Source organism: Bradyrhizobium sp. SZCCHNR1043, assembly GCF_032489675.1.
Lineage (GTDB): Bacteria > Pseudomonadota > Alphaproteobacteria > Rhizobiales > Xanthobacteraceae > Bradyrhizobium.
Window position 1 is genome coordinate 308,958 of the sequence record NZ_JAUEYN010000006.1, and the last position, 26,108, is coordinate 335,065.

The window sequence follows — 26,108 nt, forward strand, 5'->3', positions numbered from 1 at the left end:
ACGGTTCGGTCAATGGTAGATGTGGATTGACCGTACGGTTCGGTCGGGATTTTCGGGGCCTGAGCGGCCCCGCTGTCATGGGTGGGAGTCTCTGATGGCCGCTGCGAGAGATCAGGCTGTACGGGCGCGCCGTCCGGACGCCGAGGAAGCGTCGAAACAGCCGAGCGCTGAGTCGGTCCGGCCGCAGCCCAGCGACATGGCGCAGCGCAAGCCGGCTGATGCCAAGCCGGCTGAGCTGAAGGCAGACGTCAGCACCGAGGCGCCATCCGAACGGCCCGCGCCGGCCGGCGCTCCTGCCGCAGCGAAGCCGCAAGCCGCGCCCGCCGCCGCGCCGAAATCCGGCAAGCGCAAGCGCGTGCTCGCCAGCATCGGCGTGCTGCTCGCGCTCGCCGCCGCCAGCTATGCCACGCACTATTATCTGGTCGGCCGCTTCATGGTTTCGACCGACGATTCCTATGTCCGCGCCAACAACACCATGCTGGGCGCGCGCGTCTCCGGGCACATCCAGGAGATCGTGCCGCGGGACAATTCGGTGGTCCGCAAGGGCGACGTGATCTTCCGCATCGATGACGGCGACTACAAGATCGCAGTCGACGCCGCGCGCAGCAAGATCGCCACCCAGGAGGCGACCATCGCGCGCATCGGCCGCCAGGTCGCCGCGCAGCAGAGCGCCGTCGAGCAGGCGCAGGCCAATCTCACCTCATCCGAAGCCGCGATGAAGCGCGCCGGGCTCGACTATGAGCGCCAGCAGGCGCTGAGCAGCAAGGGTTTTGCCTCGCATGCGACCTTCGAGCAGTCGGAAGCCACGCGCGATCAGGGCATGGCCGGGGTGCGCGCAGCGCGCGCCGCGTTCGACGCCGCCCGCGACAATGTCGAGGTGACGAAGGCGCAGCAGGTCGAGGCCCAGGCGCAGCTCGCCGAGCTCAAGACCTCGCTCGCCAAGGCCGAGCGCGATCTCGAATTTGCCACCGTGCGCGCGCCGGTCGACGGCACCTTCTCCAACCGCCTCGTCAACACCGGCGATTTCGTCGCGGTCGGCCAGCGGCTCGGCAACGTCGTGCCGCTCGACGACGTGTTCATCGACGCCAACTTCAAGGAAACCCAGCTCAAGCGTATCCGTCCGGGCCAGCCGGTGACCATCAAGGTTGATGCTTACGGCGCGCGCGGCTTCAAGGGCGTGGTCGACAGCATCTCGCCGGCCGCGGGTTCGGTGTTCACCCTGCTGCCACCGGACAACGCGACCGGCAACTTCACCAAGATCGTGCAGCGCCTGCCGGTGCGCATCCGCGTGCCGAAGGACGTGGCGCGGCAGAACCTCTTGCGCGCCGGCATGTCGGTCTACGTCACGGTGGACACCACCGACGGCGCCAAGGATGCCGACAGTGACGGAGATCTCGACGCGCCGGCGACGGTGCAGGGGAAGTAGCAAGTTGATCTAACCGGCGCGATTGCATTCGCTGTCGCGTCATCGGAAGTCAGCTCCCTCCCCCCTTGCGGGGAGGGTTGGGGTGGGGGGTCTCCGGGCGAGACCGCCGTTGGGGACCCCCACCCCCGACCCCTCCCCGCCTAGCGAAGCTCCGCTTCGCGCGGGGGAGGGGAGCGCACCTGTGACGCGGCGCGGTCATCGACTCCAGCGGACTCATTAGACCATGGCCACCGCCACCACAGCCAATCCCACCATGAGCGCACCGGCGGCGCCGTCGGACCGCATCGCGCCGCGGCGGCTGATCGCGTTCCTGATCATGGTGTTCGGCATGTTCATGTCGATCCTGGACATCCAGATCGTGTCGGCGTCGCTCAGCGAGATCCAGGCCGGACTGTCGGCGAGCTCCAGCGAAGTGTCCTGGGTGCAGACCGCCTATCTGATTGCCGAGGTGATCGCGATTCCCTTGTCCGGCTTTCTGTCGCGCGCGCTCGGCACGCGGCTGTTGTTCGCGATCTCGGCCGCGGGATTCACCATCTCCAGCTTCCTGTGCGGCTTCGCGTCCTCGATCGAGCAGATGATCGTATGGCGCGCGCTCCAGGGCTTTCTCGGCGCCGGCATGATCCCGACCGTGTTCGCCTCGGCCTACACGGTGTTCCCGCGCTCCAAGTTCAACGTCGTCGGCCCGATCATCGGGCTCGTCGCCACCCTTGCGCCGACGGTCGGCCCGACGGTCGGCGGCTACATTACCGACGCGATGTCCTGGCATTGGCTGTTCTTCGTCAACATCCCGCCGGGCATCCTCATCACGGTCGGCGTGCTCGCCTTGGTCGATTTCGACGAGCCGCATTTCGAGCTGCTCGACCGCTTCGACTGGTGGGGCCTGCTGTTCATGGCCGGATTCCTCGGCTCACTCGAATACGTGCTGGAGGAAGGGCCGCAATATGAGTGGCTGCAGGACACGTCGGTGGCGATCTTCGCCGCGGTCTGCGCCGTCTCGGCGGTGTGCTTCTTCTGGCGCGTGCTGACGGTCGACGAGCCGATCGTCGACCTCTATGCGTTCGGCGACCGCAACTTCACGGTCGGCTGCCTGCTGCAGTTCTGCATCGGCATCGGCCTCTACGGCCTGACCTACATCTATCCGCGCTATCTCGCCGAGGTGCGCGGCTACAGCGCGCTGATGATCGGCGAGACGATGTTCGTGTCGGGCGTGACCATGTTCCTGATGGCGCCCGTGGTCGGCCGGCTGATGGTGAAGATCGACATGCGCCTGATCATCGCCTTCGGCCTCGTCATCTTCGCCATCGGCTCCTACCAGATGACCGGGATCACCCGCGACTACGATTTCTGGGAGCTGTTCGTGCCGCAGGTGCTGCGTGGCGTCGGCATGATGTGCGCGATGGTGCCGACCAACAACATCGCGCTCGGCACTCTGGCGCCGGACCGCGTCAAGAACGCTTCGGGCCTGTTCAACCTGATGCGCAATCTCGGTGGCGCGGTCGGACTCGCCGTGATCAACCAGGTGCTGAACGACCGCACCGACCTGCACATTTCGCGCCTGCACGAGCGGGTGACCTGGGGCAATGCGACCGCGGTCGAGACCCTCAACATGCTGCAGCAGAAGCTGCAGGGCATGGGCGATTCCGCGCTGATGGCGATGAAGCAGCTCTCGCAGATCGTGCACCGGCAGGCCGTGGTGATGGGCTATGGCGATGCCTTCTTCATGCTGACCTGCTTCTACATTGCGCTCAGCTTCATGGTCATGCTGCTCAACAAGCCGAGCTCGCCGATGGCGGGCGGCGGCGACGCACATTGACGTGAGCGGCTCCTGCGCGCGCCGCGGGTTGCCAAATCATACCGTCGATGGTATGGAGCAGGAATTGTCGCTCGAACCGGGGAGATTTGCATGACCACATCGCATCTGCAGATCGCATGCACCCGCTCGATGCCTGTCTTGGTGTTCGGCCGCTCGCTTTGAGCACCATCGCTTAACTTCCCAACGCCTGATTACTTATCCGCAGACCGCGCCTGCCGCGTCCGTCTGCCTCATTTGGAGCCGGCCTGGCGCGACGAGCGCGGCCGGATGATGCCATGACCGTCGACGTCTCCGGCCTGAAGGCCGACAAGCGTCCCGCCGCCATCCGCGTCGTGATGCCGTTCGTGTTCCGCCACTGGCTGAAGCAGCCGCGCATGACCCTCGGCATTGCGTGCGCGCTGCTGGGCGCCACCGCCGCCGACCTGTTCATGCCGCTGTTCTCCGGCCGGCTGGTCGATGCGCTCACTCTGGGCCCAGGCAATGCCGATGCACGGCACAGCGCGCTGGTGGCGTTCGCCGCCATCGTAGGCCTCGGCTTCGCCTCGATCGTGCTGCGATTGTCGGGCCTGCAACTGATCGTGCCGTTCACGCTCCGCATCATGTCCGATGTCGCGCGCGACGCGTTCGTGCGCGTGCAGCGGTTCTCGACCGACTGGCACGCCAACAGCTTCGCCGGCTCGACCGTGCGCAAGATCACCCGGGGCATGTGGGCGCTCGACCTCTACAACGACACCATCCTGCTGGCGCTGCTGCCGTCGCTCTCGGTGCTGCTGGGCTCGATGGTGCTGCTCGGGCTGCACTGGGGCGCTCTGGGCGGAGTGATCGCGATCGGCGCAGTGCTCTATGTCGCGATGACCGTCGTGTTCTCGACCCGCTACATCGCCCCGGCCGCGCGCATCTCCAATGCCTGGGACACCAAGGTCGGCGGCACGCTGGCCGACGCGTTGAGCTGCAACGCGGTGGTGAAGTCGTTCGGCGCCGAGGCGCGTGAGGACGGTCGGCTGATGCGCGTCGTCAGCCGCTGGTCCCGGCGGGTCAATCGCACGTGGCTGCGCTACAACACCACGGCTGCGGTGCAGCTCGGCGTGCTCTTGTGCCTGCGCTCCTCGGTGATCGGCGGCGCCGTGCTGCTGTGGATGGCAGGCAAGGCCTCGCCGGGCGACGTCACTTATGTGCTGACCAGCTATTACGTGATCCATGCCTATCTGCGCGACGTCGGCATGCACATCAACAACCTGCAGCGCGCGGTCAACGACATGGACGAGCTGGTGGCGATCCATGGCGAGCCGATCGGCATCGTCGATGCGGCGGACGCGAAGCCGATCGCGGTGACCGGCGGGCACATCGTATTCGATGCGGTGACGTTCCACTATGGCGGCCATCGCAGCTCCCTCTACGACAGGCTGTCGGTGGACATCCGGCCGGGCGAGCGGATCGGGCTGGTCGGGCGCTCGGGCTCCGGCAAGACGACCTTCGTCAAGCTGGTGCAGCGGCTCTACGACGTCAGCGGCGGCCGCATCATGATCGACGGCCAGGACATCGCGCACGCCAAGCAGGACTCGCTGCGCAGCCAGATCGCGATCGTGCAGCAGGAGCCGATCCTGTTCCACCGCTCGCTGGCCGAGAACATCGCCTATGGCCGGCCCGGCGCCAGCCAGGCCGAGATCGAGCAGGCGGCGCGGCTCGCCAACGCGCATGAGTTCATCGCGCGCCTGCCCAAGGGCTACGGCACGCTGGTCGGCGAGCGCGGCGTCAAGCTGTCGGGCGGCGAGCGGCAGCGAGTGGCGCTGGCGCGGGCGTTCCTGGCGGACGCGCGCGTGCTGATCCTGGACGAGGCGACGTCGAGCCTCGATTCGGAATCGGAGGCGCTGATCCAGGAGGCGATGGAGCGGCTGATGAAGGGCAGGACGGCGATCGTGATCGCGCATCGTCTGGCGACCGTGCGCAGTCTCGACCGCATCCTGGTGTTCGATCGCGGCCGCATCGTCGAGCAGGGCAGCCACGCCGCGCTGGTCGGCAGACCCGGCGGGCTCTATCGCAGCCTGTTCGAGCGCCAGGCCACCGAGTTCGGCCAGCTCTCGGCGGCCGGATGATCAAAATGGTGAGGGGCCCGGCGCTGTCGGCGCCGAGCCCCTCATGAACATATCAGCCGGCCTGTAAGCCGGGTTCTGTAGGGCACCGTCAAGCTTGCGCATGACGATACGTGACGGCCATTCCTCTGGGATCGCGCTTGCGCGCGACCTCGGGCAACCTACCCGGACGGCGAGCCTGACATCGCTCCGGCGGACGTCATCGCCTTGGCATCATCTGCCTTGGCGATTGTCTCCGCGTGGCCATCCCTATTCGGTTTTGCTCCCGGTGGGGTTTACCATGCCGGTTCCGTTGCCGGCCCCGCGGTGCGCTCTTACCGCACCTTTTCACCCTTACTGCCTCCCTCGCGGGAGGAAGCGGTTCGTTCTCTGTGGCACTATCCCTGGGGTCGCCCCCGCCGGACGTTATCCGGCACCGCATGTCGATGGAGCCCGGACTTTCCTCCCCGGCGGCCTTTCGGCACCTGCCGGAGCGGCCGTCCGGCCGACTGATGCAGCTTGAATGGGGCTTCTCGACCAGCACGTCAAGCCATCGCCATGCCGGCGGAAAATATTATCCTTCGCGTGTCGTTCCGTGTCGACGCCGTTCGACTGGATGTCGGCGATCCAGCCGAAGAGAGGAGCAAGTCCGATGCAGTATCTGTTGATGATCTACCTGAATGAGGCCGAATACGCGAAGATCGAGAAGGAGGCTGAAGGCAAGATGCTGGCGGAGTACCAGACGTTCACCCAATCGATCATCTCGAGCGGCAATTACAAGGGCGGTGACCGGCTGCAGCCGACCTCGACGTCGACGACCGTGCGGGTGCGCGACGGCAAGATCCTCACCACGGACGGTCCGTTCGCCGAGACCCGAGAGCAGCTAGGCGGCTACTACATGATCGAGGCCAAGAATCTCGACGAGGCGATCGGGATTGCCGCACGTATTCCCGGCGCCCGTTTCGGCTCGATCGAGGTGCGGCCGGTCTGGCAATACAATCATTGAGACCGGTGCGGCTCGCTGCCGAGAAGGTCACCGATGACGCCTGATGCGATCGACAGGGTGTTCCGTGATGAGGCCGGCCGCGCACTCGCGACCTTGATCCGGCTCGTCGGTGACTTCGATCTGGCTGAGGACGTGCTGCAGGATGCGTTCGCTGCGGCGCTGCTCAAATGGCGGGGGTCCGACGCCCCCGCCAATCCGCGGGCGTGGCTGGTCAACGTCGCCCGCAACAAGGCGATCGACCGGATCCGGCGGCGGAGCAATTTTCGCGACAAGGAGGCGGAGATCGTTCATGCGATCGAGCGTGACGCCGCCAACGACGACGCGCCGTCCGATCTCGACGATGACATGCTGCGGCTGATCTTCACCTGCTGCCATCCGTCGTTCGCGCCGGAGGTTCAGGTGGCGCTGACGCTGCGCACGGTCTGCGGCCTCACCACCGCCGAGGTCGCCCGCGCCTTTGTCGCCGGTGAGGAGGCGATGGCGCAGCGCCTCGTGCGCGCCAAGCAGAAGATCCGCCTCGCCGGCATTCCCTATGAGGTGCCGGGACGCGACGCGCTCGAGGAGCGACTGCGCGGCGTCCTGACCGTGATCTATCTGGTGTTCACGGAGGGCTATCTCGCGACCTCAGGTACCGAGCTGATTCGCGAGGATCTCGCGCGTGAGGCGATCCGGCTGGGTCGCCTGCTGCTTGGCTTGATGCCGGAGGCGCGCGACATCAAGGGCCTGCTCGCGTTGATGCTGCTGCACGATGCGCGGCGCGCCGGCCGTACCAATGCGGCGGGCGACATCGTCCTGCTGGAGGAGCAGGACCGCGCGCTGTGGAATCGCGAGCAGATCGCTGAAGGGCTGGGGCTGGTCGAACAGGCCCTGGGCATGAAGGGGCTCCCGCAGCCCTATACGGTCCAGGCGGCGATTGCCGCGCTTCATGCTCAGGCCTCCAGCTACGCTGAAACGGATTGGCGGCAGATCGTGGGGCTCTACGAGGTTCTGCTGCGGATCGCGCCATCGCCCGTGATCGAGCTCAATCATGCAGCCGCCGTGTCGATGGTCGATGGCCCGGCGCGGGCGCTGGCGCTGGTCGATGCGCTGGCCGCGCGCGGCGGATTGAAGCAGTACGATCTTCTACCGGCGGTGCGGGCGGACCTCCTGCGGCGGCTCGGTCGGCGCGACGAGGCGCGCGCCGGCTACCGCGAGGCGAGCGCAGCCACGCAGCTCGCGCCGCTCAGGCGTCTGTATGCACGGCGGCTCGGTGAGCTCGACGCTGAGGCCTGACGTGTCAGACGCGCGGCGCCTGATCCTCGGCCGGCAGGCTCGTCAGCAGCGCATGCAACGTCCACAAGGTCGAGCGGTCGGCGATGCCGTCGATCTTTTCGGGGCGGAAGTGCCGTTGGAACGCGGTGACGACATCCATGGTGATGCCGTCGAATTTGCCCGTGATCGGCACGCCATAGCCGTATTTGGCGAGCGCCTTCTGCAAGCCCTTGACGTCATCGCCGATGCTGCCGAGCTTCAACGTCTCGCCCTTGGTGATCGCCGCCGGCTGCACCCAGTGGCCCACGCCCGAATTCGCCAGCGAATGCCACGGGAATTTCTCGCCGGGATCCTTCTTGCGCGCGGGCGCCACGTCGGAATGCCCGAGCACGCGATGCGCCGGCACATTGCGGCGAAGCATGATGCCTCGGCACAGCGCGATGACCGCCGCGATTTGCCGCGGTGGGAAATCCGGATAGCCCCAATCGTGGCCGCGATTGACGATCTCGACACCAATCGAGCAGGAATTGATGTCCTCGTCGCCGCCCCAGGACGAGAGACCCGCGTGCCAAGCGCGGAAGGCCTCCGGTACGCACTGGACGATGCGTCCGTCCTCAAGCACGACGTAATGGGCGGACACCTCGCTGCCGGCGGTGCAAAGCTTGGTGATCGCCCCTTCGACATCCGGCATTCCGGTGTAATGAAGAATGATCATGTCCGGCTGGCGCCCACCCTTGCGCTCGCCGAAATTGGCCGACGGGATCACGTCGGAGGCGATCGACGAGTCCGGCGTGAAGACCGGCAGGTCGGAAACGCCCTTGGGGATCGGCAGCGCACGGGGACGCTTCGATTCCGGCTTGTCGGATGGATTTGGCATGAACGACTCGAAGCGGACGGCGGCGGCGATGGCTCAAACCGAATATGGGCAGGCACTACTCTTTTACATGTCCCAGCCGCAATCGAAATCGCATGCGAGCCCTCGCTATTGAGCGGACCGTTGTATGGCGATTGCCAGTCCGCCGAACGGCGCGACGGCGTGCAGGACGAACGGTCTACCGGGCAGCTCCGCCTCGCGGTCCAAGTGCCCAACATCCGCCACAGACCGTCAACTGTTTGTTAACGCTAAACGCCGTTACTGAGTGGTGAAGAGCCAAGCCGGCTTTCGGGACGGCAAGCCGCCACGATGCAAGGTCCTGCACGGCAGATCACGATCGAAAGCGGTTCCGGGGCGCTCCGGCGCCGCGCGATCGCTGTCGGATCGAGGGTCTCGACAAGGCCGGATCGTGCCGCTGATGTGGGGACGGCTCGACGGATGACCGACCGTCCCGGGAGATGGCTTGGCGAATTGACGGGCGCGAGGATCGAAGGCGCGATGGGCTCGCTGCCGAACAAAGTCAGTCTGAAGCAACGGCGCGCTTGCGGAGCGGCCGCGTGAGCACGGCTGACCAGCGACACGTCCCGGTGCTCGGCCCCGAAGCGGTCGAGATGCTGGCGCCGCGCGCCGGCGGAACCTATGTCGATGCGACCTTTGGCGCGGGTGGCTATACGCGCCTGATCCTGGCGACGGCGGGAACACGGGTGATCGGGATCGATCGCGACAGCACCGCAATCGCCGGCGGCGCGAGTCTCCTCGCCGAAGCGGGCGGTCGCCTGACACTGGTCGAGAACCGCTTCTCGGCATTGGCCGACATCTGTGCATCGCAAGGCCTCACACATGTCGACGGCGTCGTGATGGATGTCGGCGTATCCTCGATGCAGCTCGACTCCGCCGCGCGAGGCTTCTCGTTCAGGTTCGACGGCCCGCTCGACATGCGGATGGGCGGCACGGGGCCGACGGCTGCCGATGTCGTTGCGCACGCTGCCGAGCGCGATCTGGCCGACGTCATCTACATCTTTGGCGAGGAGCGGCACTCCCGCGCCGTGGCGCGGGCCATCGTCGCCGCGCGCAAGGAGCAGCCGATCACGACGACGCGGCAGCTCGCCGACATCGTCGCGCGCGTGGTGAGATCGAAGCCTGGCGACATCCATCCGGCGACGCGCACGTTCCAGGCGTTGCGCATTCTCGTCAACGAGGAGCTGGACGAGCTCGAACAGGCGCTGGCGGCAGCGGAGCGCGTGCTGGCGCCGGGCGGCCGCCTCGCGATCGTCTCGTTCCATTCGCTCGAGGACCGCATCGTCAAGACGTTCCTGGCCGAGCGCAGCAGGACTGGCGGCGGCTCCCGCCATCGGCCCGAGGTGGCCCAGGAGGCACCCAGCTTCCAGCTGCTCAACCGCAAGCCGGTGGTGGCCGCGGAGACCGAGACCGAAGCCAATCCCCGGGCACGCTCCGCCAAGCTGCGCGGCGCCGAACGCACGGCCGCGCCGGCGCACGCCTCGGCATCATCATCCCCCTGGCCGCGCCTGGCCGACGTCCTGCGAGGAGGGTGACCGATGCGCCTCCTGCACCTCGTCGTGATCTGCTCGCTGATCTTCGCGGCGGCCTATGTCTATCGCATCAAGATGGACTCGACGGCACGGGTCGAGCGCGTGCTGCAATTGCGCGCTGAGATCCGCGAGCAGCGCGAGGCCATCGCAGTGTTGCGCGCGGAATGGGCCAAGCTCGACGCGCCGCTGCGGCTGCAAGGGCTGGTCGAACGGCATCTGCCGCTGAAGCCGCTCAACGCCACACAATACGACAGCCTGAAGAATCTGCCGGAGCGGCCGCCGCGATTTGCGCGACCGGACAATCCGGATCCGATCGGATCGATGATCGATGCGATCGACGCGATCAACGAAGAGCCCCCCGTGACCGGATCGGTGCGTCGCCCGGAGGATCAGCAATGAGCGATCAGCGTCGGCCTCACGTCAAGCCGCAGGAGCCCTGGCGGCAGCGACTGGTGCGCACGCTGCTGTATGGGCGCGATGTCGATCGCACTGCGAAGGCGCGCGTGCGCGTCGGCCTCGCGATCGTCGCCTTTGCCGCGGTCTACGCGATCATCGGCGGCCGCCTCGTGATGTTCGCGATCGGCTCGGATGGTCCGAGCGCGCGGCGTGCCGCGCAGCAGGACGCCATCGCCACCGCGCGGCCCGACATCGTCGACCGCAACGGTGCCGTTCTCGCCACCGACGTCAAGACGCCGAGCCTGTTCGCCGAGCCGCGCCGTCTCATCGACAAGGACGAGGCGATCGAGCTTCTGACGGCGACCTTGCCGGATCTCGATACGGGCGAGGTCCGCGACCGACTGCTGTCGCGCAAGGGTTTCGTCTGGTTGAAGCGCGAGATGACACCGAAGCAGCAGCAGGACATTCATCGCCTCGGCCTGCCGGGCATCGGCTTCCTGCGCGAGAACAAGCGCGTCTATCCGACCGGCAACGAGGTGGCCCATCTGATCGGCCTGGTGAACATCGACAACCAGGGCATCGCCGGTATGGAGAAGTGGCTCGACAATCAGGGCCTCGCCGACCTCCATCGCGCCGGCTTCGCCACCGATCGCCTGCAGCGCCCGATCGAGCTCTCGGTCGATCTGCGCGTCGAGCACGCGCTGCGCGATGAGCTGCTCAAGTCCAAGGACAAGTTCAAGGCCAAGGCGGCTTCCGGTCTCGTCGTCAATGTCAGGACCGGCGAGATCATCGCCATGGTCTCGCTGCCGGATTTTGATCCGAACAACCCGAAGGAAGCGCACGATCCCGATCGGATCAACCGCCTGACCACGGGCGTGTACGAAATGGGTTCGACCTTCAAGGCCTTCACCCTGGCGATGGCGCTCGACAGCGGCAAGTATGATCTCAACTCGCTGTGGGATGCGCGCGGACCGCTGCACTACGGCAAGTTTACGATTCACGACGACGAACCAAAGGGCCGCTTCCTCAACATGCGGGAAGTGTTCTACTTCTCGTCCAACGTCGGTGCTGCCAGGATCGCGTTGGCGCAGGGCGTGGACGCGCACAAGGCGTTCCTGCGCAAGATGGGCCAGTTCGACCGGTTGCGCACCGAGCTGCCGGAGAGCGCCTCGCCGATCCTGCCCAAGCGCTGGGCCGAGTTGAACACGGTCACGATCGCGTTCGGTCACGGCATGGCGGTGGCGCCGCTGCAGGGCGTGATGGGTGTCAGCGCGCTGGTCAATGGTGGCTATCTGATCCCGCCGACTTTCATGAAGCGCACCGAGGCAGAGGCGATGCAGGTCGCCAAGCGCGTGATCAAGCCGGAGACCTCGGAGAAGATGCGCTACCTGATGCGTCTGAACGCCGAGGTCGGCACCGCGCGCAAGGCCGACGTGAAGGGCTATTACATCGGCGGCAAGACCGGCACCGCCGAGAAGGTCATCAACGGCCGCTATGCCAAGAAGAAGGTGCTGACCCTCTTCACCGCCGTGATCCCGGCAGACAAGCCAAAATACCAGCTCCTGATCATGCTGGACGAGCCGCAGTCATTGAAGGAAACCTATGGCTTCATCACCTCCGGCTGGAATGCCGCGCCGACGGCTGGTGCCGTGATCTCCCGGATCGGGCCGCTGCTGGGAATCGAGCCCCGCTTCGACCTGCCGCCGTCCGACCGCCAAATTCTTGCAGCATCGCGGCTGACACAGTAAGCCGTCGTCGAATCGCGAGCTTTGGAGCTGCCGCCGCCCGGGGCGGGGCCAGGACTGGCACGGAACCAGGATGAAACTTCAGGACCTCCTGGGCGATCAGGCGACGCTCGACGCCCGCATCGCCGCTGTCGAGATCTCCGGCCTCGCGGTGGACAGCCGCGCCGTGCGGCCCGGCGACCTGTTTTTTGCTCTGTCCGGCACCAAGACCGATGGCACCCGCTTCATCGCGGCGGCGATCTCGGCCGGCGCGGTCGCCGTGGCCGGCGCGGCGGGCCCTGGAACGGAGCTGGCCGTGCCATTCATCGCGCTGCCAAACCCTCGGCGGGCGCTCGCGCTCGCTTCATCTCGGTTCTATCCGCGCCAGCCGGCGACCATTGCCGCCGTCACCGGCACCAGCGGCAAGACGTCGGTCGCCGCCTTCACGCGCCAGATATGGCAGCGCCTCGGCCACAGTTCGGCCAGCATCGGCACCGTCGGGCTGGTGTCGGACAAGCGCACCGTCTACGGCTCGCTGACGACGCCGGATCCGATCGCGCTGCATCGGCAGATCGACGAGATCACGCAGGATGGCGTCACCCATCTGGCGTTCGAGGCCTCGTCGCATGGGCTCGATCAATTCAGGCTCGATGGTGTCAGGGTCTCGGCCGGCGGGTTCACGAACCTGTCGCGCGACCACATGGACTATCATCCGGACATCACGCACTACCTCAACGCCAAGCTGAGGCTGTTCCGCGATCTCGTGCCGCCGGGCGGCCCTGCCGTGATCTCGGCCGATCATGAGTGCTCGCCGGAGGTCATCGCCGCGGCGCAGACACGCGGTCTTCGCCTGATGACGGTGGGAACGCATGGGGACGGCGCTGGAGAGGGCATCCGGTTGGTGGCCACTGCAATCGACGGCTTTGCTCAGCAGCTCCAGATCCAGCATTGCGGCCGCATGCATGCGGTCCGCCTGCCGCTGGTCGGCGCGTTTCAGATCGAGAATGCGCTGGTCGCGGCGGGCCTTGCGATCGGCACCGGCAGCGATCCGCAAGCCGTGTTCGAATCTCTCGAGCAGCTCGAGGGCGCCAGGGGCCGGCTCGAGCTGGTCGGCGAGCACAATGGTGCACCCATCTTCATCGACTACGCGCACAAGCCGGACGCGCTTGCCAAGGCGCTGCACGCGCTGCGGCCCTATGCTGCGCGAAAACTCGTCGTCGTGTTCGGCGCCGGCGGCGACCGTGACACCGGCAAGCGCCCTTTGATGGGCGCGATCGCCGCTGAAGGGGCCGACAGCGTCATCGTCACCGACGACAATCCGCGCAGCGAGGATCCGGCTGCGATCCGCGCCGCGATCCTGGCCGCCGCACCCGGTGCGCGCGAGATCGGCGATCGGGCGGAGGCGATCGAGGTCGCGATTGGCGAGCTGCAGCCCGGCGATGCGCTCGTGATCGCCGGCAAGGGCCACGAGACCGGACAGATCATCGGCAGCAATGTTCTGCATTTCAGCGATCACGAAGCGGTCGCGGACGCGTTGGCATCGAGGACACCATGACGAAGGCGCTGTGGACCGTGGCGGAGGCGGCGCGCGCGCTCGGCCTCGCCGGTGACTATCCGGAGAGCCCGATCGATTTCGTGACGCAGGACAGCCGTGCCGTGAAGCCCGGCAGCCTGTTCGTTGCGCTGAGCGGCACGCCGAGCGGTGGCTTCGTGTCGAGCTTCGCCTCCAGCCGCGACGGCTGGGAGTTTGCGGCCAACGCCGAAGCGGCCGGCGCCGTCGCGATGATCGTGCCGCACAGGATCGACGGCATCACCGTCCCGCAGCTCGTGGTGCAGGACACGCTGATCGATGGATTGTGGACGCTCGCGCGCGCTGCAAGGGCGCGCTTTCATGGCCCGGTGATCGGGCTCACCGGCAGCGCCGGCAAGACCTCGACCAAGGAGTTCATCGCCGCCTATCCCGGAGCGTCAGCCAGCCCGTCGAGCTTCAACAATTTCTGGGGCGTGCCGCTGACGCTGTGCAATGCCGATCCGGGCGCTTCGGTCTGGGTCGTCGAGATGGGCATGAATCAAAAAGGCGAGATCGCGCGGCTGACGGAGCTGTCGCAGCCGACGGTGGCTCTCGTCGTCAACGTGCAGCCGGTGCACCTGGAGAAGCTCGGCAGCCTGGAAGCGATCAGGAAAGAGAAAGTCTCGATCGCGTGCGGGCTGCCGGCTGACGGCGTTCTCGTGCTGCCGGCCGATCTCGCTGCGCCGGAATGGACGGGCAAAGTGATCCGCTTCGGTGGCGGCACTGACGTGCGCGAGCTCTCGCACACCTCGCGCGGCGACAGCTGGGATGTGTCGGCAGACATCGCCGGTCGCCGCGTCGCCTTCACGGTGACGCCGGGGGCGCCGCATCGCCTGCACAATGCGCTGGCGGCGCTCGCCTCCATCGCGGCGGCCGGGCTCGATCCGGCGCTGCTCGCGCCGACGCTCGGCCTGGTCGGCATCATGACGGGCCGCGGCGTCGAGCAGACCATCGGCGACATCGTTCTGATCGACGACAGCTTCAACGGCAATCCGGCCAGCATGGCGGCGGCGCTCGACAGCCTGCAGGCGCGGCCGGTGCGGGGGCGGCGCATTGCCATCATCGGCGACATGCTTGAGCTCGGCGACGAGGCGCCGGCCTATCATCAGGGGATGGTCGCTCATCTCGCCGGGGTCGACGGCGTCTATTGCGTCGGTCCGCTGATGCGTCACCTGTTCGACAGCCTGCCGCAAGCGAAGCGGCTCGGCTGGCACGAGGATCCGGTGACGCTGGATCCCGGCCGGGTCGCGGCGCTGCTCGCGCCGGGCGACGTCGTCGTCATCAAGGGCAGCAAGAAGATCTTCTGGGTCAACAAGTTCGTGTCGAAGCTCGCCGCGGCGTTGCAGGGCGTCGGTTGAAATCGGGCGATATCGCGGCGCGGCAGAAGGATAGTTTTCCACTGGTGGCCGAAGCGGTCATGCCGGACGGATCATTCCCGTCGGGCTACGATTCGCACCCGGCCCCGTTCATGGTTAAAAGAGACTGGACCGGATTCGCGCACGAGCAACCGTGTTGGCGTGGCTTAGTCTCGGTGAGGCGGCATAGGCGGGTTGGATGTTCTACTGGTTGATCGAGCTGACGAATACGTTTCCGAGCCTTTCGGTGTTTCGCGGGCTCTTGAACGTGTTCCGTTACATCACCTTCCGGACCGGCGGCGCCGTCGTCACCGGCGCGCTGTTCGTGTTCCTGTTCGGCCCCTGGATCATCGATCATCTCAGGCTGCGTCAAGGCAAAGGCCAGCCGATCCGCACCGACGGTCCGCAATCGCATATCATCAGCAAGAAGGGCACGCCCACGATGGGCGGGCTGATGATCCTCTCGGGACTCGTCGTCTCCACCGTGCTGTGGGCCAATCCGCTCAATCCCTATGTCTGGATCGTGCTCGCGGTCACGCTCGGCTTCGGCTTCGTCGGCTTCTATGACGACTATCTGAAGGTCACCAAGCAGTCGCATTCGGGCTTCGCTGGCCGCCTCAGGTTGCTGATCGAGGCTGCAATCGCGCTGGTCGCCTGTTATGCGCTGGTTCGCCTCGGCCGCGATCCATCCTCGACAGGGCTGGCGATTCCCTTCTTCAAGGACCTCGTCTTCAAGTTCGGCTGGCTCTATGTCATCTTTGGCGCCTTCGTCATCGTCGGCGCAGGCAATGCCGTCAACCTGACCGATGGCCTCGACGGCCTTGCGATCGTGCCGGTGATGATTGCCTCGGCGAGCTTCGGTCTGATCGCCTACCTGGTCGGCAATGCCGTGTTCTCCGACTATCTGCAGATCCATTATGTCGCGGGCACCGGCGAGCTTGCCGTGCTGTGCGGCGCGGTGCTCGGCGCCGGGCTCGGATTCCTCTGGTTCAACGCCCCGCCGGCCTCGATCTTCATGGGTGACACCGGCTCATTGGCACTTGGCGGCATGCTCGGCTCGATCGCGGTCGCGGTGAAGCACGAGATCGTGCTGGCTGTCATCGGCGGCCTGTTCGTGCTGGAGGCCGTGTCGGTGATCGTGCAGGTGGCCTCGTTCAAGCTGACCGGGAAGCGCATCTTCAGGATGGCGCCGATCCATCACCATTTCGAACAGCTCGGCTGGACCGAGCCGCAGATCGTGATCCGGTTCTGGATCATCTCGGTGATGCTGGCGCTGGTCGGTCTCTCGACGCTGAAGCTGCGCTGATGGGTCCGTATGCCATGGATTGTCATTCCGGGGCGCGCGCAGCGCGAACCCGGAATCCCGAGATTGCGGATCAGCGCTGCGCGGTGTCCGGAACGACGGAGTTCTTCCCATGATCCCCGTCACCTCATTCGCCGGGAGGACCGTCGCCGTGTTCGGACTCGGCGGCTCGGGGCTGGCTTCGTGTCATGCCCTGCGGGCCGGCGGCGCCGAAGTGATCGCGGCCGACGACGGCGCCGATCGGATGACGGAAGCGGCGAAGGCGGGTTTCATCACCGCCGATCTGCGCACCGTCTCCTGGGCGAACTTCGCCGCACTCGTGCTGGCGCCGGGCGTGCCGCTGACCCATCCCGTCCCGCATTGGACCGTGCTCAGGGCGCGCGAGGCCGGGGTCGAGGTGATCGGCGATATCGAGCTGTTCTGCCGCGAGCGCAGGCGCCACGCGCCGGATGCGCCGTTCGTCGCCATCACCGGCACCAACGGCAAGTCGACCACGACGGCGCTGATCGCGCACCTGATGCGCGTCGCCAACTACGACACCCAGATGGGCGGCAATATCGGCACCGCGATCCTGTCGCTGGAGCCCGCGCGCATGGGCCGCGTCCATGTGATCGAGATGTCGTCCTACCAGATCGACCTGACGCCGTCGCTCGATCCGACCGTCGGCATCCTGATCAATGTCAGCGAGGATCACATCGACCGCCACGGCACGATCGAGAACTACGCAGCGGTGAAGGAGCGGCTGGTGGCGGGTGTGAAGCGTGAGGGAACGGCGATCGTCGGCGTCGACGACGGGTTTTCGCGCACGACCGCTGACCGGCTGGAGCAGGGCGGCAAGCGCGTGGTGCGCATCTCGGTGAAGAACCCGCTGGCCGATGGCATCTATGTCGAGCACGAGACGATCGTGCGAAGCTCGGGCGGGGCACGCAGCGAGATCGCGCGGCTCGGCGGCATCGGCTCGCTGCGCGGCCAGCACAATGCGCAGAACGCGGCCTGCGCCGCGGCGACTGCGCTCGCGCTAGGCGTCGCTGCTGACGTGCTGCAGCAAGGGCTGCGCAGCTTTCCGGGCCTCGCGCATCGCATGGAGCAGGTCGGCCGCCGCGCCGACGTGCTGTTCGTCAATGACTCCAAGGGCACCAACGCGGATGCGACCGCGCATGCGCTGTCGTCCTTCGCCGACATCTTCTGGATCGCCGGCGGCAAGCCCAAGGCCGGCGGCATCACCAGCCTCGCGGGCTTCTTCCCGCGCATCCGCAAGGCCTATCTGATCGGCGAGGCGGCCGCGGAGTTTGCCGGCACGCTCGGTGACAAGGTGGCGCACGAGATGTCCGGCACGCTGGAGATCGCGGTGGCGCAGGCGGCTGCAGACGCTGAAGCCTCCGGCCTGAAGGAGGCCGTGGTCCTGCTGTCGCCGGCCTGCGCTTCGTTCGACCAATTCCGCAACTTCGAGATCCGCGGCACGCGGTTCCGCGAGCTGGTGCAGGCTCTGCCGGGCGTGAACCCGGTGGCGTAGCTTCATCGCGACGGTACGGTGTGTTGGATTCTCCTCTGCGCGGAGGATGACGGTGTTTGCTCAGCAGGCCGGACGCTTGAACGATACGACGCGCATCTGCAGCAGCACACACCGGTGTCGTCCCGGCGAACGCCGGGACCCATACCCCCATGAAGCGGTTTGAGGCACGCGGGTCGTTGGCATTTTGTCCGTTCACGATGGCCGCGGCGTATGGGTCCCGGATCGGCGCCGCGACGCGCTGGCGCGTCACGGCTTGTCCGGGACGACAGCGGAGGAATCCTTAACCCTTCAATAACCATCCTGGGCGCCAATGGTCTGATTCCTTAAGGCCTCAGGTGGACGCCCGATGCTCTCCCGTGAAGAACGCAATCCGCTGTCCGACTGGTGGTGGACGGTGGACCGCCCGCTGCTCGGCGCCATCCTCGCCTTGATGCTGTGCGGGGTGATCCTGTCGCTGGCGGCCAGCCCTCCGGTCGCGACCCGGATCGGGCTCGATCCGTTTCACTTCTTCAACCGCCACGTCCTGTTCCTGCTGCCGTCCTTCATCGTGCTGATCGGCGTCTCCTTCCTGTCGCCGCGCCAGATCCGGCGCAGCGCGCTGGTGGTGTTCGCGGTCGCCATCGTGCTGATCGTGCTGACGCTCGCGATCGGGCCGGAGGTGAAGGGCTCGCGGCGCTGGATCACGCTGATCGGCGTCAACATCCAGGCGTCCGAGGCCGCGAAGCCAGCCTTCGTCGTGGTTTCCGCCTGGCTGTTCTCGGAATCGGCGCGGCGGCCCGACATGCCGGCGACCACGATGGCGTTGGTGCTGCTGATGATGCTGGTGTCGCTCTTGGTGATGGAGCCGGATTTCGGCCAGACCATGCTGGTCCTGATGGTCTGGGGCTCGCTGTTCTTCATCGCCGGCATGCGCATGATCTGGGTCGCGGGCCTCGCCGGCGCCGCGGCCGCTGGTCTGTTCGGCGCCTATCTGCTGGTCCCGCACGTCGCCGGCCGCATCAAGCGCTTCATGAACCCGGCATCGGGCGACACCTTCCAGGTCGACACCGCGATGGAGGCGTTCTCCAACGGCGGCTGGTTCGGGCTGGGGCCGGGCGAGGGCATCGCCAAGCGCAGCCTGCCGGACAGCCACACCGATTTCGTGTTCGCGGTCGCCGCCGAGGAGTTCGGCATCATCCTGTGCCTGGCGCTGGTCGCGCTGTTCGCCTTCATCGTGATCCGCACGCTGTCGCGCGCCTATGCGACCGAGGACGGCTTTGCGCGCTTCGCGGCCTCGGGTCTGGCGATCCTGTTCGGCATCCAGGCGGCCATCAACATCTCAGTCAACCTGCAGCTGATCCCGGCCAAGGGCATGACCTTGCCCTTCATCTCCTACGGTGGCTCCTCGATCGTGTCGCTGGCCTATGGCGTCGGCATGATGCTGGCGCTGACCCGACAGCGGCCGCGGATGGAGGTCGAGGCCGGCGACGCAGCCGGCGCGCTGCGCAATTACGCCTAGGCCGCCTGGCTCGCAATGACCGCACATTGCCTGTAAACAAGCGCATGACCTCAACCGCGCCTCTCATTCTGCTCGCGGCCGGCGGCACCGGCGGCCATCTGTTTCCTGCTGAAGCGCTCGGTGTCGAGCTGATCAGGCGCGGCTATCGCGTCCGTCTCGTCACCGATGAGCGCGCGCTGCGATACAGCGGCCTGTTCACCCCGGACATGATCGACGTGGTGCCGAGCGAGACCGTGCGCAGCCGTTCGCCGTTGGCGCTGGCGCGCACCGCGCTGCTGCTCGGCAGCGGCACCATCGCGGCCTTCAACCTGATGCGGCGGCTCAAGCCCGCGGCCGTGATCGGCTTCGGCGGCTATCCGACCGTGCCGCCGCTGCTGGCGGCGCGGCTCGCCGGCGTGCCCAGCCTGATCCACGACGCCAACGCCGTGCTCGGCCGCGCCAACCGTTTCCTGTCCGCGCATGTGAAGGCGATCGCGACGTCGCTGCCTGGCGTGCTCGACCGCGATCCGGCGCTTTCGGCGAAGACCACCACGGTCGGCACGCCGATGCGTCCCGCCATCCTCGAAGCGGCGGCCATGCCCTATGTGGCGCCGGAGACTTCGGGCCCGTTGCGGCTGCTCGTCGTCGGCGGCAGCCAGGGCGCGCGCATCATGAGCGACATCGTGCCCGGCGCGATCGAGCGGCTGGAGCCGGCCCTCTGGGACCGACTGGTGCTGACCCAGCAGGTGCGGCAGGAGGACATGGCGCGGGTGCGCGCGGTCTATGACCGGCTCAAGATCAATGCCGACCTGCAACCCTTCTTTACCGACCTGCCGGCGCGGCTTGCTGCCAATCACCTCGTGATCTCGCGTTCCGGCGCCGGTACCGTCGCCGAGCTCGCCGCGATCGGCCGTCCTTCGATCCTGGTGCCGCTGCCGGGCGCCATCGACCAGGACCAGTTTGCCAATGCCGGCGTGCTCTCGGACGCGAACGCCGCGATCCGGATCGTGCAGAGCGAATTCACCTCCGACAGGCTGGCCTCCGAGATCTCGGCGCTCGCCGCCGAGCCCACGCGTCTCGCAGCGATGGCCCAGGCTGCGCGCGCGGCCGGGCGGCTCGATGCCGCCGAGCGGCTGGCCGACCTCGTGATCAGGACGGCGGCGCTCTAGTTGATCGAGTGCGCGGTGATGCGATGACGAACCGGAGCGCTGACCAGGGCGCCATCGCGGCGGATGATCATCCGATGCGTTTGCGACGCCATCCGTCCTTCGTGCCCGTGTTCGTCGGATTTTGCGATCAGCTGATTGCGCCCCTGCGCGGTCAGCGCCTGATGATCAAGCTGTTCGGTCAGCGCGCCCCGACGGAAATTGCTGCGCACATCGTGATGATGCACATGTCGGCGCGCAAACCGGCCGAGCGGCCGACCCTGACGCGCCTGCAGATGCGGCTGCCGGGACCGCGGCAGACGGCGGCGTTCGTCGCGCTGTTGCGCGGTCTGTCGCTGGTGACCGTCGAGCGCGATCCCGGGGACGCCCGCATCCGCTATCTGGTGCCAGGCGCCGTCATCCTCGAGGGTCTGCGAGGCTGGCTTGCCATGCATCTGGATTGCCACGCGCGGTTGACGCATGCCGACGGACTGAGCCTTCGTCTGCAGGACGACGCCGCGTTCTACGCGGAGACGATCCGGCAATGTGCGAGCTGGCTCTGCCGCGACAACCGGCCCCTGACGGGATTTCCCGATCTCGCCTGGACCGACGAGCACGACAGCGGCATCCATCTGGCGCTGACACTCGTCGCCCGTTCCGCCGCTGGGCGCGAGGCCGTCGAGATTTCGACGGCGGAGCTTGCGACCTCGCTGGGCGTCTCGCGCTCCCATATCCGCAATCTGCTGGCGACAATGGAGGAGCGCGGTCTGCTGCGCTTTGGCGACGGGCGCCGGCATCTGACGCTGATGCCGGATTTCGTGGCTTCCGTGGAGGCCTGGTTCTGCCACCAGGTGTGCTGGCTCGCGGCCGCAGCCGCGCGTGCGGATCGCGCGCTGCGGCCAGCTTGACGCGTCAGATCATCGTGACCCGGCCGGAGCCGATGTCATAGATGCCGCCGACGATCTTCACCTTGCCCTCGGCGACCATGCGGCCGACGATCGGCTTAGCGGTCGACAGGCGCCGGACATTGTTGCGCACGTTCTCCGCGGTGGCCTCGGCCAGCAGGTCCTGCGGCTTCTTCGCGATCGCGGCCTCGACGCCGGGTTTGAGCGCATTGATCAGGGCGGGCAGGTGGCCAGGCAGCTTGGTGCCGTCCTTGAGCACCTTGATCGTGGCATCGATGGCGCCGCAGCCGCTGTGACCAAGCACCAGCACGAGAGGCGTGCCGAGGAACTTGACGCCATATTCGAGGCTGGCGAGACCGTCGTCGTTGACGAAATTGCCGGCGACCCGGACCACGAACAGCTCACCGGGCCCCTGATCGAACACCAGCTCCGGCGCGACCCGTGCATCGGCGCAGCTCACGATCGCGGCGATCGGGTACTGTGCCGCGGCGCGCGCCGCGCGGCCGGCCGAGAAATCCTTGTTGTCGAGATTGCCGGCGACGTAGCGCGCGTTGCCATCGACGATGCGCTTCATCGCGTCGTCCGGCGAGATCGCGTTGGGGGGTGTTGCGATGTCGCTCGTCTGCTTGGCTTCCTTCGCAAACGCCGGAAGCGCGCCGAGCGCCGCGGCAGCCAGCACTGCGCCGCCGCCGAGCAGCCGACGGCGGGACAATACGGGAGGGTGCGTTTCACACAGCGAGCACATCGGCGGGGATTCTCCATCAAGAGTTGAAAGATGCGCGACCGGCACGCCGGCCGCGGCACTACCCATGCCACGCGAACTGACGCGGTGAACGCGCAAAAATTGCAGGTATCCCGTTGGGACGGGTTTGCGTGGGATCGCGCTTAACAATTTGTGAAGCGGGCATCCCCGGCGGGAACTGCTCGCCCATCGCGGCCGCGAAGCTGCCAAAATCGGCCAAAATCGGGCGGGCGCCTGCGAATTTGGCGATGTTTACGGCCGGGGCGGACTTGTCCAGGCCAGTCATGTCTTGCAAGAAGGGCTGATGATTCGCGGTCGCGCCCCTCCGCCGGGCGCCCGGAACCCTTGAGACGAGACGCCCCATGAGACTGCCGCGCGAGATCGGACCCATCCACTTCGTCGGGATCGGCGGCATCGGCATGAGCGGCATCGCCGAGGTGCTGTGCAATCTCGGCTACACGGTGCAGGGTTCGGACGCCTCGGACAATGCGAACGTCGCACGCCTGCGCGAGAAGGGCATTACCGTCAGCGTCGGGCACAAGGCCGAGAACGTCGCCGGCGCGGACGTGGTCGTCGTCTCCACTGCGATCAAGCGCGACAATCCGGAGCTGATGGCGGCGCGCGCCCAGCGCATCCCCGTCGTCCGCCGCGCCGAGATGCTGGCCGAGTTGATGCGGCTGAAGAGCTGCGTCGCGATCGCCGGCACCCACGGCAAGACCACGACCACCTCGATGGTCGCGGCGCTGCTCGATGCCGGCGGGCTCGATCCCACCGTCATCAATGGCGGCATCATCAATGCCTACGGCACCAATGCGCGGCTCGGCGGCGGCGAGTGGATGGTGGTCGAGGCGGACGAGAGCGACGGCACCTTCCTGAAGCTGCCGGCGGATGTCGCCATCGTCACCAATGTCGATCCCGAGCATCTCGATCACTTCAAGACCTTCGACGCCGTGCAGGAGGCGTTCCGCACCTTCGTCGAGAACGTGCCGTTCTACGGCTTTGCCGTGATGTGCATCGATCACCCGGTGGTGCAAACGCTGGTCGGCAAGATCGAGGACCGCCGGATCATCACCTACGGCGTCAACCCGCAGGCCGATGTGCGCCTCGTCGATCTGACGCCGATGGGCGGCGGCTCTCGCTTCAAGGTGGTGTTCCGCGATCGCAAGAGCGGCGCGACGCACGAGATTGCCGACATCGCGCTGCCGATGCCCGGCCGGCACAACGCCTCGAACGCAACGGCGGCGATCGCGGTCGCGCGCGAGCTTGGCCTGTCCGACGAGGCGATCCGCAAGGCGATCGCCGGCTTCGGCGGCGTCAAGCGCCGGTTCACCCGCACCGGTGAATGGAATGGCGTGACCGTGATCGACGATTACGGCCATCACCCGGTCGAGATCGCGGCCGTGCTGAAGGCGGCGCGCGAATCCACCAACGGCAAGATCATCGCCGTGGTGCAGCCGCATCGCTACACAAGGCTGCAGTCCCTGTTCGAGGAGTTCTGCACCTGCTTCAACGACGCCGACGCCGTCGTCGTCGCCGATGTCTATCCGGCTGGTGAGGCGCCGATCGAAGGCGTCGATCGCGACCATTTCGTGCTCGGCCTGCGCGCCCACGGCCATCGCGACGTGGTGCCGCTGCCGAAGGCCGCGGACCTCGCCGGCATCGTCAAGGGCCTCGCCAAGCCGGGCGATCTCGTCGTCTGCCTCGGCGCCGGCAACATCACGCAATGGGCCTACGCGCTTCCCAACGAGCTCAAGGCGCTGGGGTGACCAGGTGAGCTTGACGAAGCGGGTCCCTGCCACACGGCACGCTCTGCTCTCTCTCCCCTTGTGGAGGAGAGATGGAGAGGGGGGCACCACGAGCGCCGGCGCCTGGGGCTCACCCCCCTTCCTGACCCTCTCCCACAAGGGGGGAGGGAACGGAGAGTGCGTGCCGACCCTGACGATGTCGGGGCACGATGCGAGAGCGGCCGCATGACCTTCCCCGACATCACCCCCGACCTCAAAGCCGTCATGCCGGAGCTGCGCGGGCGGCTGCTGGCCAATGAGACCCTGGCGCCGTTCACATGGTTTCGCGTCGGCGGTCCGGCGCAGGTGTTGTTCACGCCGGCCGATGCCAACGACCTCGCTTATTTCCTGAGGCGGCTTCCAGCCGATCTGCCGGTCACCGTCATTGGCGTCGGTTCCAACCTCATCGTGCGCGACGGCGGGGTGCCCGGCATCGTCATCCGCTTGGCGCCGCGCGCGTTCGGTGAGGTCAAGGCGGAAGGCGACATCGTCACGGCCGGGACGGCTGCGCTCGATAAGCGCGTGGCCGAGGTCGCAGCATCCGCCAATCTCGCCGGCCTCGAATTCCTGTTCGGCATCCCCGGCACGATCGGCGGCGCGTTGCGGATGAATGCCGGCGCCAATGGCGGCGAGACCAAGGACATCCTGGTCGAGGCGATTGCGATCGACCGCAGCGGGGAGACCCGTCTCTTCAACAATGCCGAGATGAAGTTCACCTATCGTGCGAGCGGCGTCGATCCGTCGCTGATCTTCACGGCAGCGCGCTTCCGCGGCACGCCGTCGGCGCCGGAGGCGATCCGGGCGCGCATGGCCGAGGTGCAGGCGCATCGTGAGACGGCGCAGCCGATCCGCGAGAAGACCGGCGGCTCGACCTTCAAGAATCCGCCCGGACATTCTGCCTGGAAGCTGGTCGATTCCGCGGGCTGCCGCGGCCTCAAGGTCGGCGGCGCCCTGGTTTCTGAAATGCACTGCAACTTCCTGATCAACACCGGCGATGCCACGGCCGAGGACATCGAGACGCTCGGCGAGACCGTGCGTGCGCGGGTCAAGGCGAGTTCGGGCATCGAGCTGCAGTGGGAGATCAAGCGGATCGGAGTCAAGGCGAGCTGATCGCCCCGCTTGCTCAAGTGACGTCAGCGCAATCGCGACTGCGGTTGTGAGATCAACCGAGAAGACATTGATGCGCACCACGATTTTGTTCGGCGGCTCCAACAAGGAGCGCCTCGTCTCGGTCGCCAGCACCAAGGCGCTGCATGCCGCGCTGCCCGAGGCTGACCTCTGGTTCTGGGAGGCCGACGAGACGGTGCATCAGGCGAGTGGCACGGCGCTGGTCGCGCATGCGAAGCCGTTCGAGGAGCCGTTCACCGCCGATGGCCCCCGGATCGGGACGCTCGTCGAGGCTCTCGATCGCGCCAGGGCCGAGGATCGGGTTCTGGTGCTCGGTCTCCACGGTGGCCGGGCGGAGAATGGCGAGCTTCAACTGATGTGCGAGCTTCGCGGCGTGCCGTTCACCGGCTCGAGCTCGGCCGCCTCGCACCTCGCCTTCGACAAGGTCGCGGCGAAGCGCTTCGCCGTGCTCGGCGGGGTGACGGCGGCCGAGGGCGTCGCGCTCGATGACGCCGAAGCGGCGCTGGCGCGCTACGGCAGGCTGATCGCCAAGCCGGTGAAGGACGGATCGAGCTTCGGGCTGATCTTCGTCAATGCCAGCCAGGATCTCGTTGCCGTCAAAGCGGCAGCCGCGACCGAGGAGTATCTGATCGAGCCCTTCGTCACCGGGACGGAGGCGACCTGCGGCGTGCTCGAACAGGCCGATGGATCGCTGATCGCGCTGCCGCCGATCGAGATCCTCCCCGCAGACGGCGCCTTCGACTATTTCGCGAAGTACCTCGCCGCGGCGACGAAGGAGATCTGTCCCGGCCGCTTCAGTCCGGAGGTGACGGCCGCGCTGCAGACGGAGGCGATCAAGGCGCATCGCGCGCTGTCCTGCGGCGGCTATTCGCGCACCGACTTCATCGTCTCGGCCAATGGTCCCGTTTATCTGGAGACCAATACGCTGCCCGGGCTGACCGCGGCCTCGCTGTACCCCAAGGCGCTCGCGGCGCACGGGATCGCTTTTGTCGATTTCCTCAATCAGCAGATCGCCTTGGCGGAGGGGCGCAGCCGTCGATCCCGCGTTCGGTAGGCGCCCCGCAAGAACCCGGCCCG

Annotated in this window: 21 protein-coding genes and 1 other RNA gene; 18 read left to right on the forward strand and 4 right to left on the reverse strand. The window is 66.9% G+C overall.

The window, feature by feature from the left end; translation table 11 throughout:
* The first annotated feature begins 94 nt into the window (after positions 1–94).
* The 3 genes from QX039_RS13070 (at position 95) to QX039_RS13080 (ending at position 5,332) form a co-directional block, all read left to right on the forward strand.
* On the forward strand, positions 95–1,426 hold the full coding sequence (locus QX039_RS13070; protein WP_315771379.1) for an HlyD family secretion protein: 1,332 nt from the start codon (positions 95–97) through the stop codon (positions 1,424–1,426).
* Between the two features lie 223 nt (positions 1,427–1,649).
* On the forward strand, positions 1,650–3,239 hold the full coding sequence (locus QX039_RS13075) for a DHA2 family efflux MFS transporter permease subunit (RefSeq protein WP_315771381.1): 1,590 nt from the start codon (positions 1,650–1,652) through the stop codon (positions 3,237–3,239).
* 275 nt (positions 3,240–3,514) lie between these two features.
* Complete coding sequence (locus QX039_RS13080) at positions 3,515–5,332, forward strand: ABC transporter ATP-binding protein (RefSeq protein WP_315771383.1); 1,818 nt, start codon at positions 3,515–3,517, stop codon at positions 5,330–5,332.
* Between the two features lie 48 nt (positions 5,333–5,380).
* On the opposite strand, the gene rnpB is transcribed toward QX039_RS13080, so the two are convergent.
* An RNA gene (gene rnpB, locus QX039_RS13085) (RNase P RNA component class A) lies at positions 5,381–5,821 on the reverse strand.
* Positions 5,822–5,960: 139 nt separating this feature from the next.
* Between rnpB and QX039_RS13090 the strand changes: the two genes are divergently transcribed.
* Both QX039_RS13090 and QX039_RS13095 read left to right on the forward strand, forming a co-directional pair.
* A complete protein-coding gene (locus QX039_RS13090; protein WP_315736765.1) occupies positions 5,961–6,314 on the forward strand; it encodes a YciI family protein in 354 nt (117 codons plus the stop codon).
* Positions 6,315–6,347: 33 nt separating this feature from the next.
* On the forward strand, positions 6,348–7,586 hold the full coding sequence (locus tag QX039_RS13095; protein WP_315736766.1) for an RNA polymerase sigma factor: 1,239 nt from the start codon (positions 6,348–6,350) through the stop codon (positions 7,584–7,586).
* Positions 7,587–7,590: 4 nt separating this feature from the next.
* Here QX039_RS13095 and QX039_RS13100 read toward each other — a convergent pair whose 3' ends face one another.
* Positions 7,591–8,442 carry an N-acetylmuramoyl-L-alanine amidase gene (locus QX039_RS13100; RefSeq protein WP_315736768.1) on the reverse strand — a complete coding sequence of 284 codons (852 nt, stop codon included), beginning with the start codon at positions 8,440–8,442 and terminating at the stop codon, positions 7,591–7,593.
* A 554-nt stretch (positions 8,443–8,996) separates the two neighbouring features.
* On the opposite strand from QX039_RS13100, the gene rsmH reads away from it, so the two are divergent.
* The 9 genes from rsmH (at position 8,997) to murG (ending at position 20,496) form a co-directional block, all read left to right on the forward strand.
* The gene (gene rsmH / locus QX039_RS13105) at positions 8,997–9,992 is read left to right on the forward strand and encodes a 16S rRNA (cytosine(1402)-N(4))-methyltransferase RsmH (protein ID WP_315736770.1); all 996 of its coding nucleotides are present in this window, start codon (positions 8,997–8,999) and stop codon (positions 9,990–9,992) included.
* A gap of 3 nt (positions 9,993–9,995) precedes the next feature.
* Positions 9,996–10,388 carry a hypothetical protein gene (locus QX039_RS13110; RefSeq protein WP_315713444.1) on the forward strand — a complete coding sequence of 131 codons (393 nt, stop codon included), beginning with the start codon at positions 9,996–9,998 and terminating at the stop codon, positions 10,386–10,388.
* Positions 10,385–12,133 carry a penicillin-binding protein 2 gene (locus tag QX039_RS13115; protein WP_315736771.1) on the forward strand — a complete coding sequence of 583 codons (1,749 nt, stop codon included), beginning with the start codon at positions 10,385–10,387 and terminating at the stop codon, positions 12,131–12,133. The genes QX039_RS13110 and QX039_RS13115 overlap by 4 nt, the downstream gene beginning before the upstream one ends.
* A gap of 70 nt (positions 12,134–12,203) precedes the next feature.
* On the forward strand, positions 12,204–13,664 hold the full coding sequence (locus QX039_RS13120; protein ID WP_315771385.1) for a UDP-N-acetylmuramoyl-L-alanyl-D-glutamate--2,6-diaminopimelate ligase: 1,461 nt from the start codon (positions 12,204–12,206) through the stop codon (positions 13,662–13,664).
* Positions 13,661–15,037, forward strand: coding sequence for a UDP-N-acetylmuramoyl-tripeptide--D-alanyl-D-alanine ligase (gene murF, locus QX039_RS13125; RefSeq protein WP_315771387.1), 1,377 nt, complete (start codon positions 13,661–13,663; stop codon positions 15,035–15,037). The genes QX039_RS13120 and murF overlap by 4 nt, the downstream gene beginning before the upstream one ends.
* 196 nt (positions 15,038–15,233) lie before the next feature.
* Complete coding sequence (mraY, locus tag QX039_RS13130; protein WP_315736774.1) at positions 15,234–16,340, forward strand: phospho-N-acetylmuramoyl-pentapeptide-transferase; 1,107 nt, start codon at positions 15,234–15,236, stop codon at positions 16,338–16,340.
* 109 nt (positions 16,341–16,449) lie between these two features.
* Positions 16,450–17,850: a UDP-N-acetylmuramoyl-L-alanine--D-glutamate ligase gene (gene murD, locus QX039_RS13135; RefSeq protein WP_315771389.1), complete on the forward strand. Its 1,401-nt coding sequence runs from the start codon at positions 16,450–16,452 to the stop codon at positions 17,848–17,850.
* A 346-nt stretch (positions 17,851–18,196) separates the two neighbouring features.
* The gene (ftsW, locus tag QX039_RS13140) at positions 18,197–19,348 is read left to right on the forward strand and encodes a putative lipid II flippase FtsW (RefSeq protein WP_315736776.1); all 1,152 of its coding nucleotides are present in this window, start codon (positions 18,197–18,199) and stop codon (positions 19,346–19,348) included.
* 44 nt (positions 19,349–19,392) lie between these two features.
* A complete protein-coding gene (murG, locus tag QX039_RS13145; protein ID WP_315736777.1) occupies positions 19,393–20,496 on the forward strand; it encodes an undecaprenyldiphospho-muramoylpentapeptide beta-N-acetylglucosaminyltransferase in 1,104 nt (367 codons plus the stop codon).
* Here murG and QX039_RS13150 read toward each other — a convergent pair.
* Positions 20,493–20,705 (reverse strand): hypothetical protein, encoded by a 213-nt coding sequence (locus QX039_RS13150; RefSeq protein WP_315771391.1) that lies wholly within the window; start codon positions 20,703–20,705, stop codon positions 20,493–20,495. The two genes, murG and QX039_RS13150, sit on opposite strands and share 4 nt — an antisense overlap.
* Before the next feature lie 15 nt (positions 20,706–20,720).
* On the opposite strand from QX039_RS13150, the gene QX039_RS13155 reads away from it, so the two are divergent.
* Positions 20,721–21,380 carry a helix-turn-helix domain-containing protein gene (locus QX039_RS13155; RefSeq protein WP_315771393.1) on the forward strand — a complete coding sequence of 220 codons (660 nt, stop codon included), beginning with the start codon at positions 20,721–20,723 and terminating at the stop codon, positions 21,378–21,380.
* Positions 21,381–21,384: 4 nt separating this feature from the next.
* On the opposite strand, the gene QX039_RS13160 is transcribed toward QX039_RS13155, so the two are convergent.
* Positions 21,385–22,122 (reverse strand): carbonic anhydrase, encoded by a 738-nt coding sequence (locus QX039_RS13160; protein ID WP_315771395.1) that lies wholly within the window; start codon positions 22,120–22,122, stop codon positions 21,385–21,387.
* Between the two features lie 359 nt (positions 22,123–22,481).
* Between QX039_RS13160 and murC the strand changes: the two genes are divergently transcribed.
* From murC to QX039_RS13175, 3 genes are all read left to right on the forward strand, one after another.
* Positions 22,482–23,885: a UDP-N-acetylmuramate--L-alanine ligase gene (murC, locus tag QX039_RS13165; protein WP_315771397.1), complete on the forward strand. Its 1,404-nt coding sequence runs from the start codon at positions 22,482–22,484 to the stop codon at positions 23,883–23,885.
* Between the two features lie 204 nt (positions 23,886–24,089).
* The gene (murB, locus tag QX039_RS13170) at positions 24,090–25,013 is read left to right on the forward strand and encodes a UDP-N-acetylmuramate dehydrogenase (protein WP_315771399.1); all 924 of its coding nucleotides are present in this window, start codon (positions 24,090–24,092) and stop codon (positions 25,011–25,013) included.
* 70 nt (positions 25,014–25,083) lie between these two features.
* Entirely contained in the window at positions 25,084–26,085 is a 1,002-nt protein-coding gene (locus QX039_RS13175; protein WP_315771401.1) for a D-alanine--D-alanine ligase, read from the forward strand.
* Positions 26,086–26,108 lie beyond the last annotated feature (23 nt).

What these genes read in the sequence shown, in the direction of transcription:
- QX039_RS13070 (WP_315771379.1), top strand. Translation starts at nt 95, where the DNA reads ATGGCCGCTGCGAGAGATCAGGCTGTACGGGCGCGCCGTCCGGACGCC.
- QX039_RS13075 (WP_315771381.1), top strand. Translation starts at nt 1,650, where the DNA reads ATGGCCACCGCCACCACAGCCAATCCCACCATGAGCGCACCGGCGGCG.
- QX039_RS13080 (WP_315771383.1), top strand. Translation starts at nt 3,515, where the DNA reads ATGACCGTCGACGTCTCCGGCCTGAAGGCCGACAAGCGTCCCGCCGCC.
- QX039_RS13090 (WP_315736765.1), top strand. Translation starts at nt 5,961, where the DNA reads ATGCAGTATCTGTTGATGATCTACCTGAATGAGGCCGAATACGCGAAG.
- QX039_RS13095 (WP_315736766.1), top strand. Translation starts at nt 6,348, where the DNA reads ATGACGCCTGATGCGATCGACAGGGTGTTCCGTGATGAGGCCGGCCGC.
- QX039_RS13100 (WP_315736768.1), bottom strand. Translation starts at nt 8,442, where the DNA reads ATGCCAAATCCATCCGACAAGCCGGAATCGAAGCGTCCCCGTGCGCTG.
- QX039_RS13110 (WP_315713444.1), top strand. Translation starts at nt 9,996, where the DNA reads ATGCGCCTCCTGCACCTCGTCGTGATCTGCTCGCTGATCTTCGCGGCG.
- QX039_RS13115 (WP_315736771.1), top strand. Translation starts at nt 10,385, where the DNA reads ATGAGCGATCAGCGTCGGCCTCACGTCAAGCCGCAGGAGCCCTGGCGG.
- QX039_RS13120 (WP_315771385.1), top strand. Translation starts at nt 12,204, where the DNA reads ATGAAACTTCAGGACCTCCTGGGCGATCAGGCGACGCTCGACGCCCGC.
- murF (WP_315771387.1), top strand. Translation starts at nt 13,661, where the DNA reads ATGACGAAGGCGCTGTGGACCGTGGCGGAGGCGGCGCGCGCGCTCGGC.
- mraY (WP_315736774.1), top strand. Translation starts at nt 15,234, where the DNA reads ATGTTCTACTGGTTGATCGAGCTGACGAATACGTTTCCGAGCCTTTCG.
- murD (WP_315771389.1), top strand. Translation starts at nt 16,450, where the DNA reads ATGATCCCCGTCACCTCATTCGCCGGGAGGACCGTCGCCGTGTTCGGA.
- ftsW (WP_315736776.1), top strand. Translation starts at nt 18,197, where the DNA reads ATGCTCTCCCGTGAAGAACGCAATCCGCTGTCCGACTGGTGGTGGACG.
- murG (WP_315736777.1), top strand. Translation starts at nt 19,393, where the DNA reads ATGACCTCAACCGCGCCTCTCATTCTGCTCGCGGCCGGCGGCACCGGC.
- QX039_RS13155 (WP_315771393.1), top strand. Translation starts at nt 20,721, where the DNA reads ATGTCGGCGCGCAAACCGGCCGAGCGGCCGACCCTGACGCGCCTGCAG.
- QX039_RS13160 (WP_315771395.1), bottom strand. Translation starts at nt 22,122, where the DNA reads ATGTGCTCGCTGTGTGAAACGCACCCTCCCGTATTGTCCCGCCGTCGG.
- murC (WP_315771397.1), top strand. Translation starts at nt 22,482, where the DNA reads ATGAGACTGCCGCGCGAGATCGGACCCATCCACTTCGTCGGGATCGGC.
- murB (WP_315771399.1), top strand. Translation starts at nt 24,090, where the DNA reads ATGACCTTCCCCGACATCACCCCCGACCTCAAAGCCGTCATGCCGGAG.
- QX039_RS13175 (WP_315771401.1), top strand. Translation starts at nt 25,084, where the DNA reads ATGCGCACCACGATTTTGTTCGGCGGCTCCAACAAGGAGCGCCTCGTC.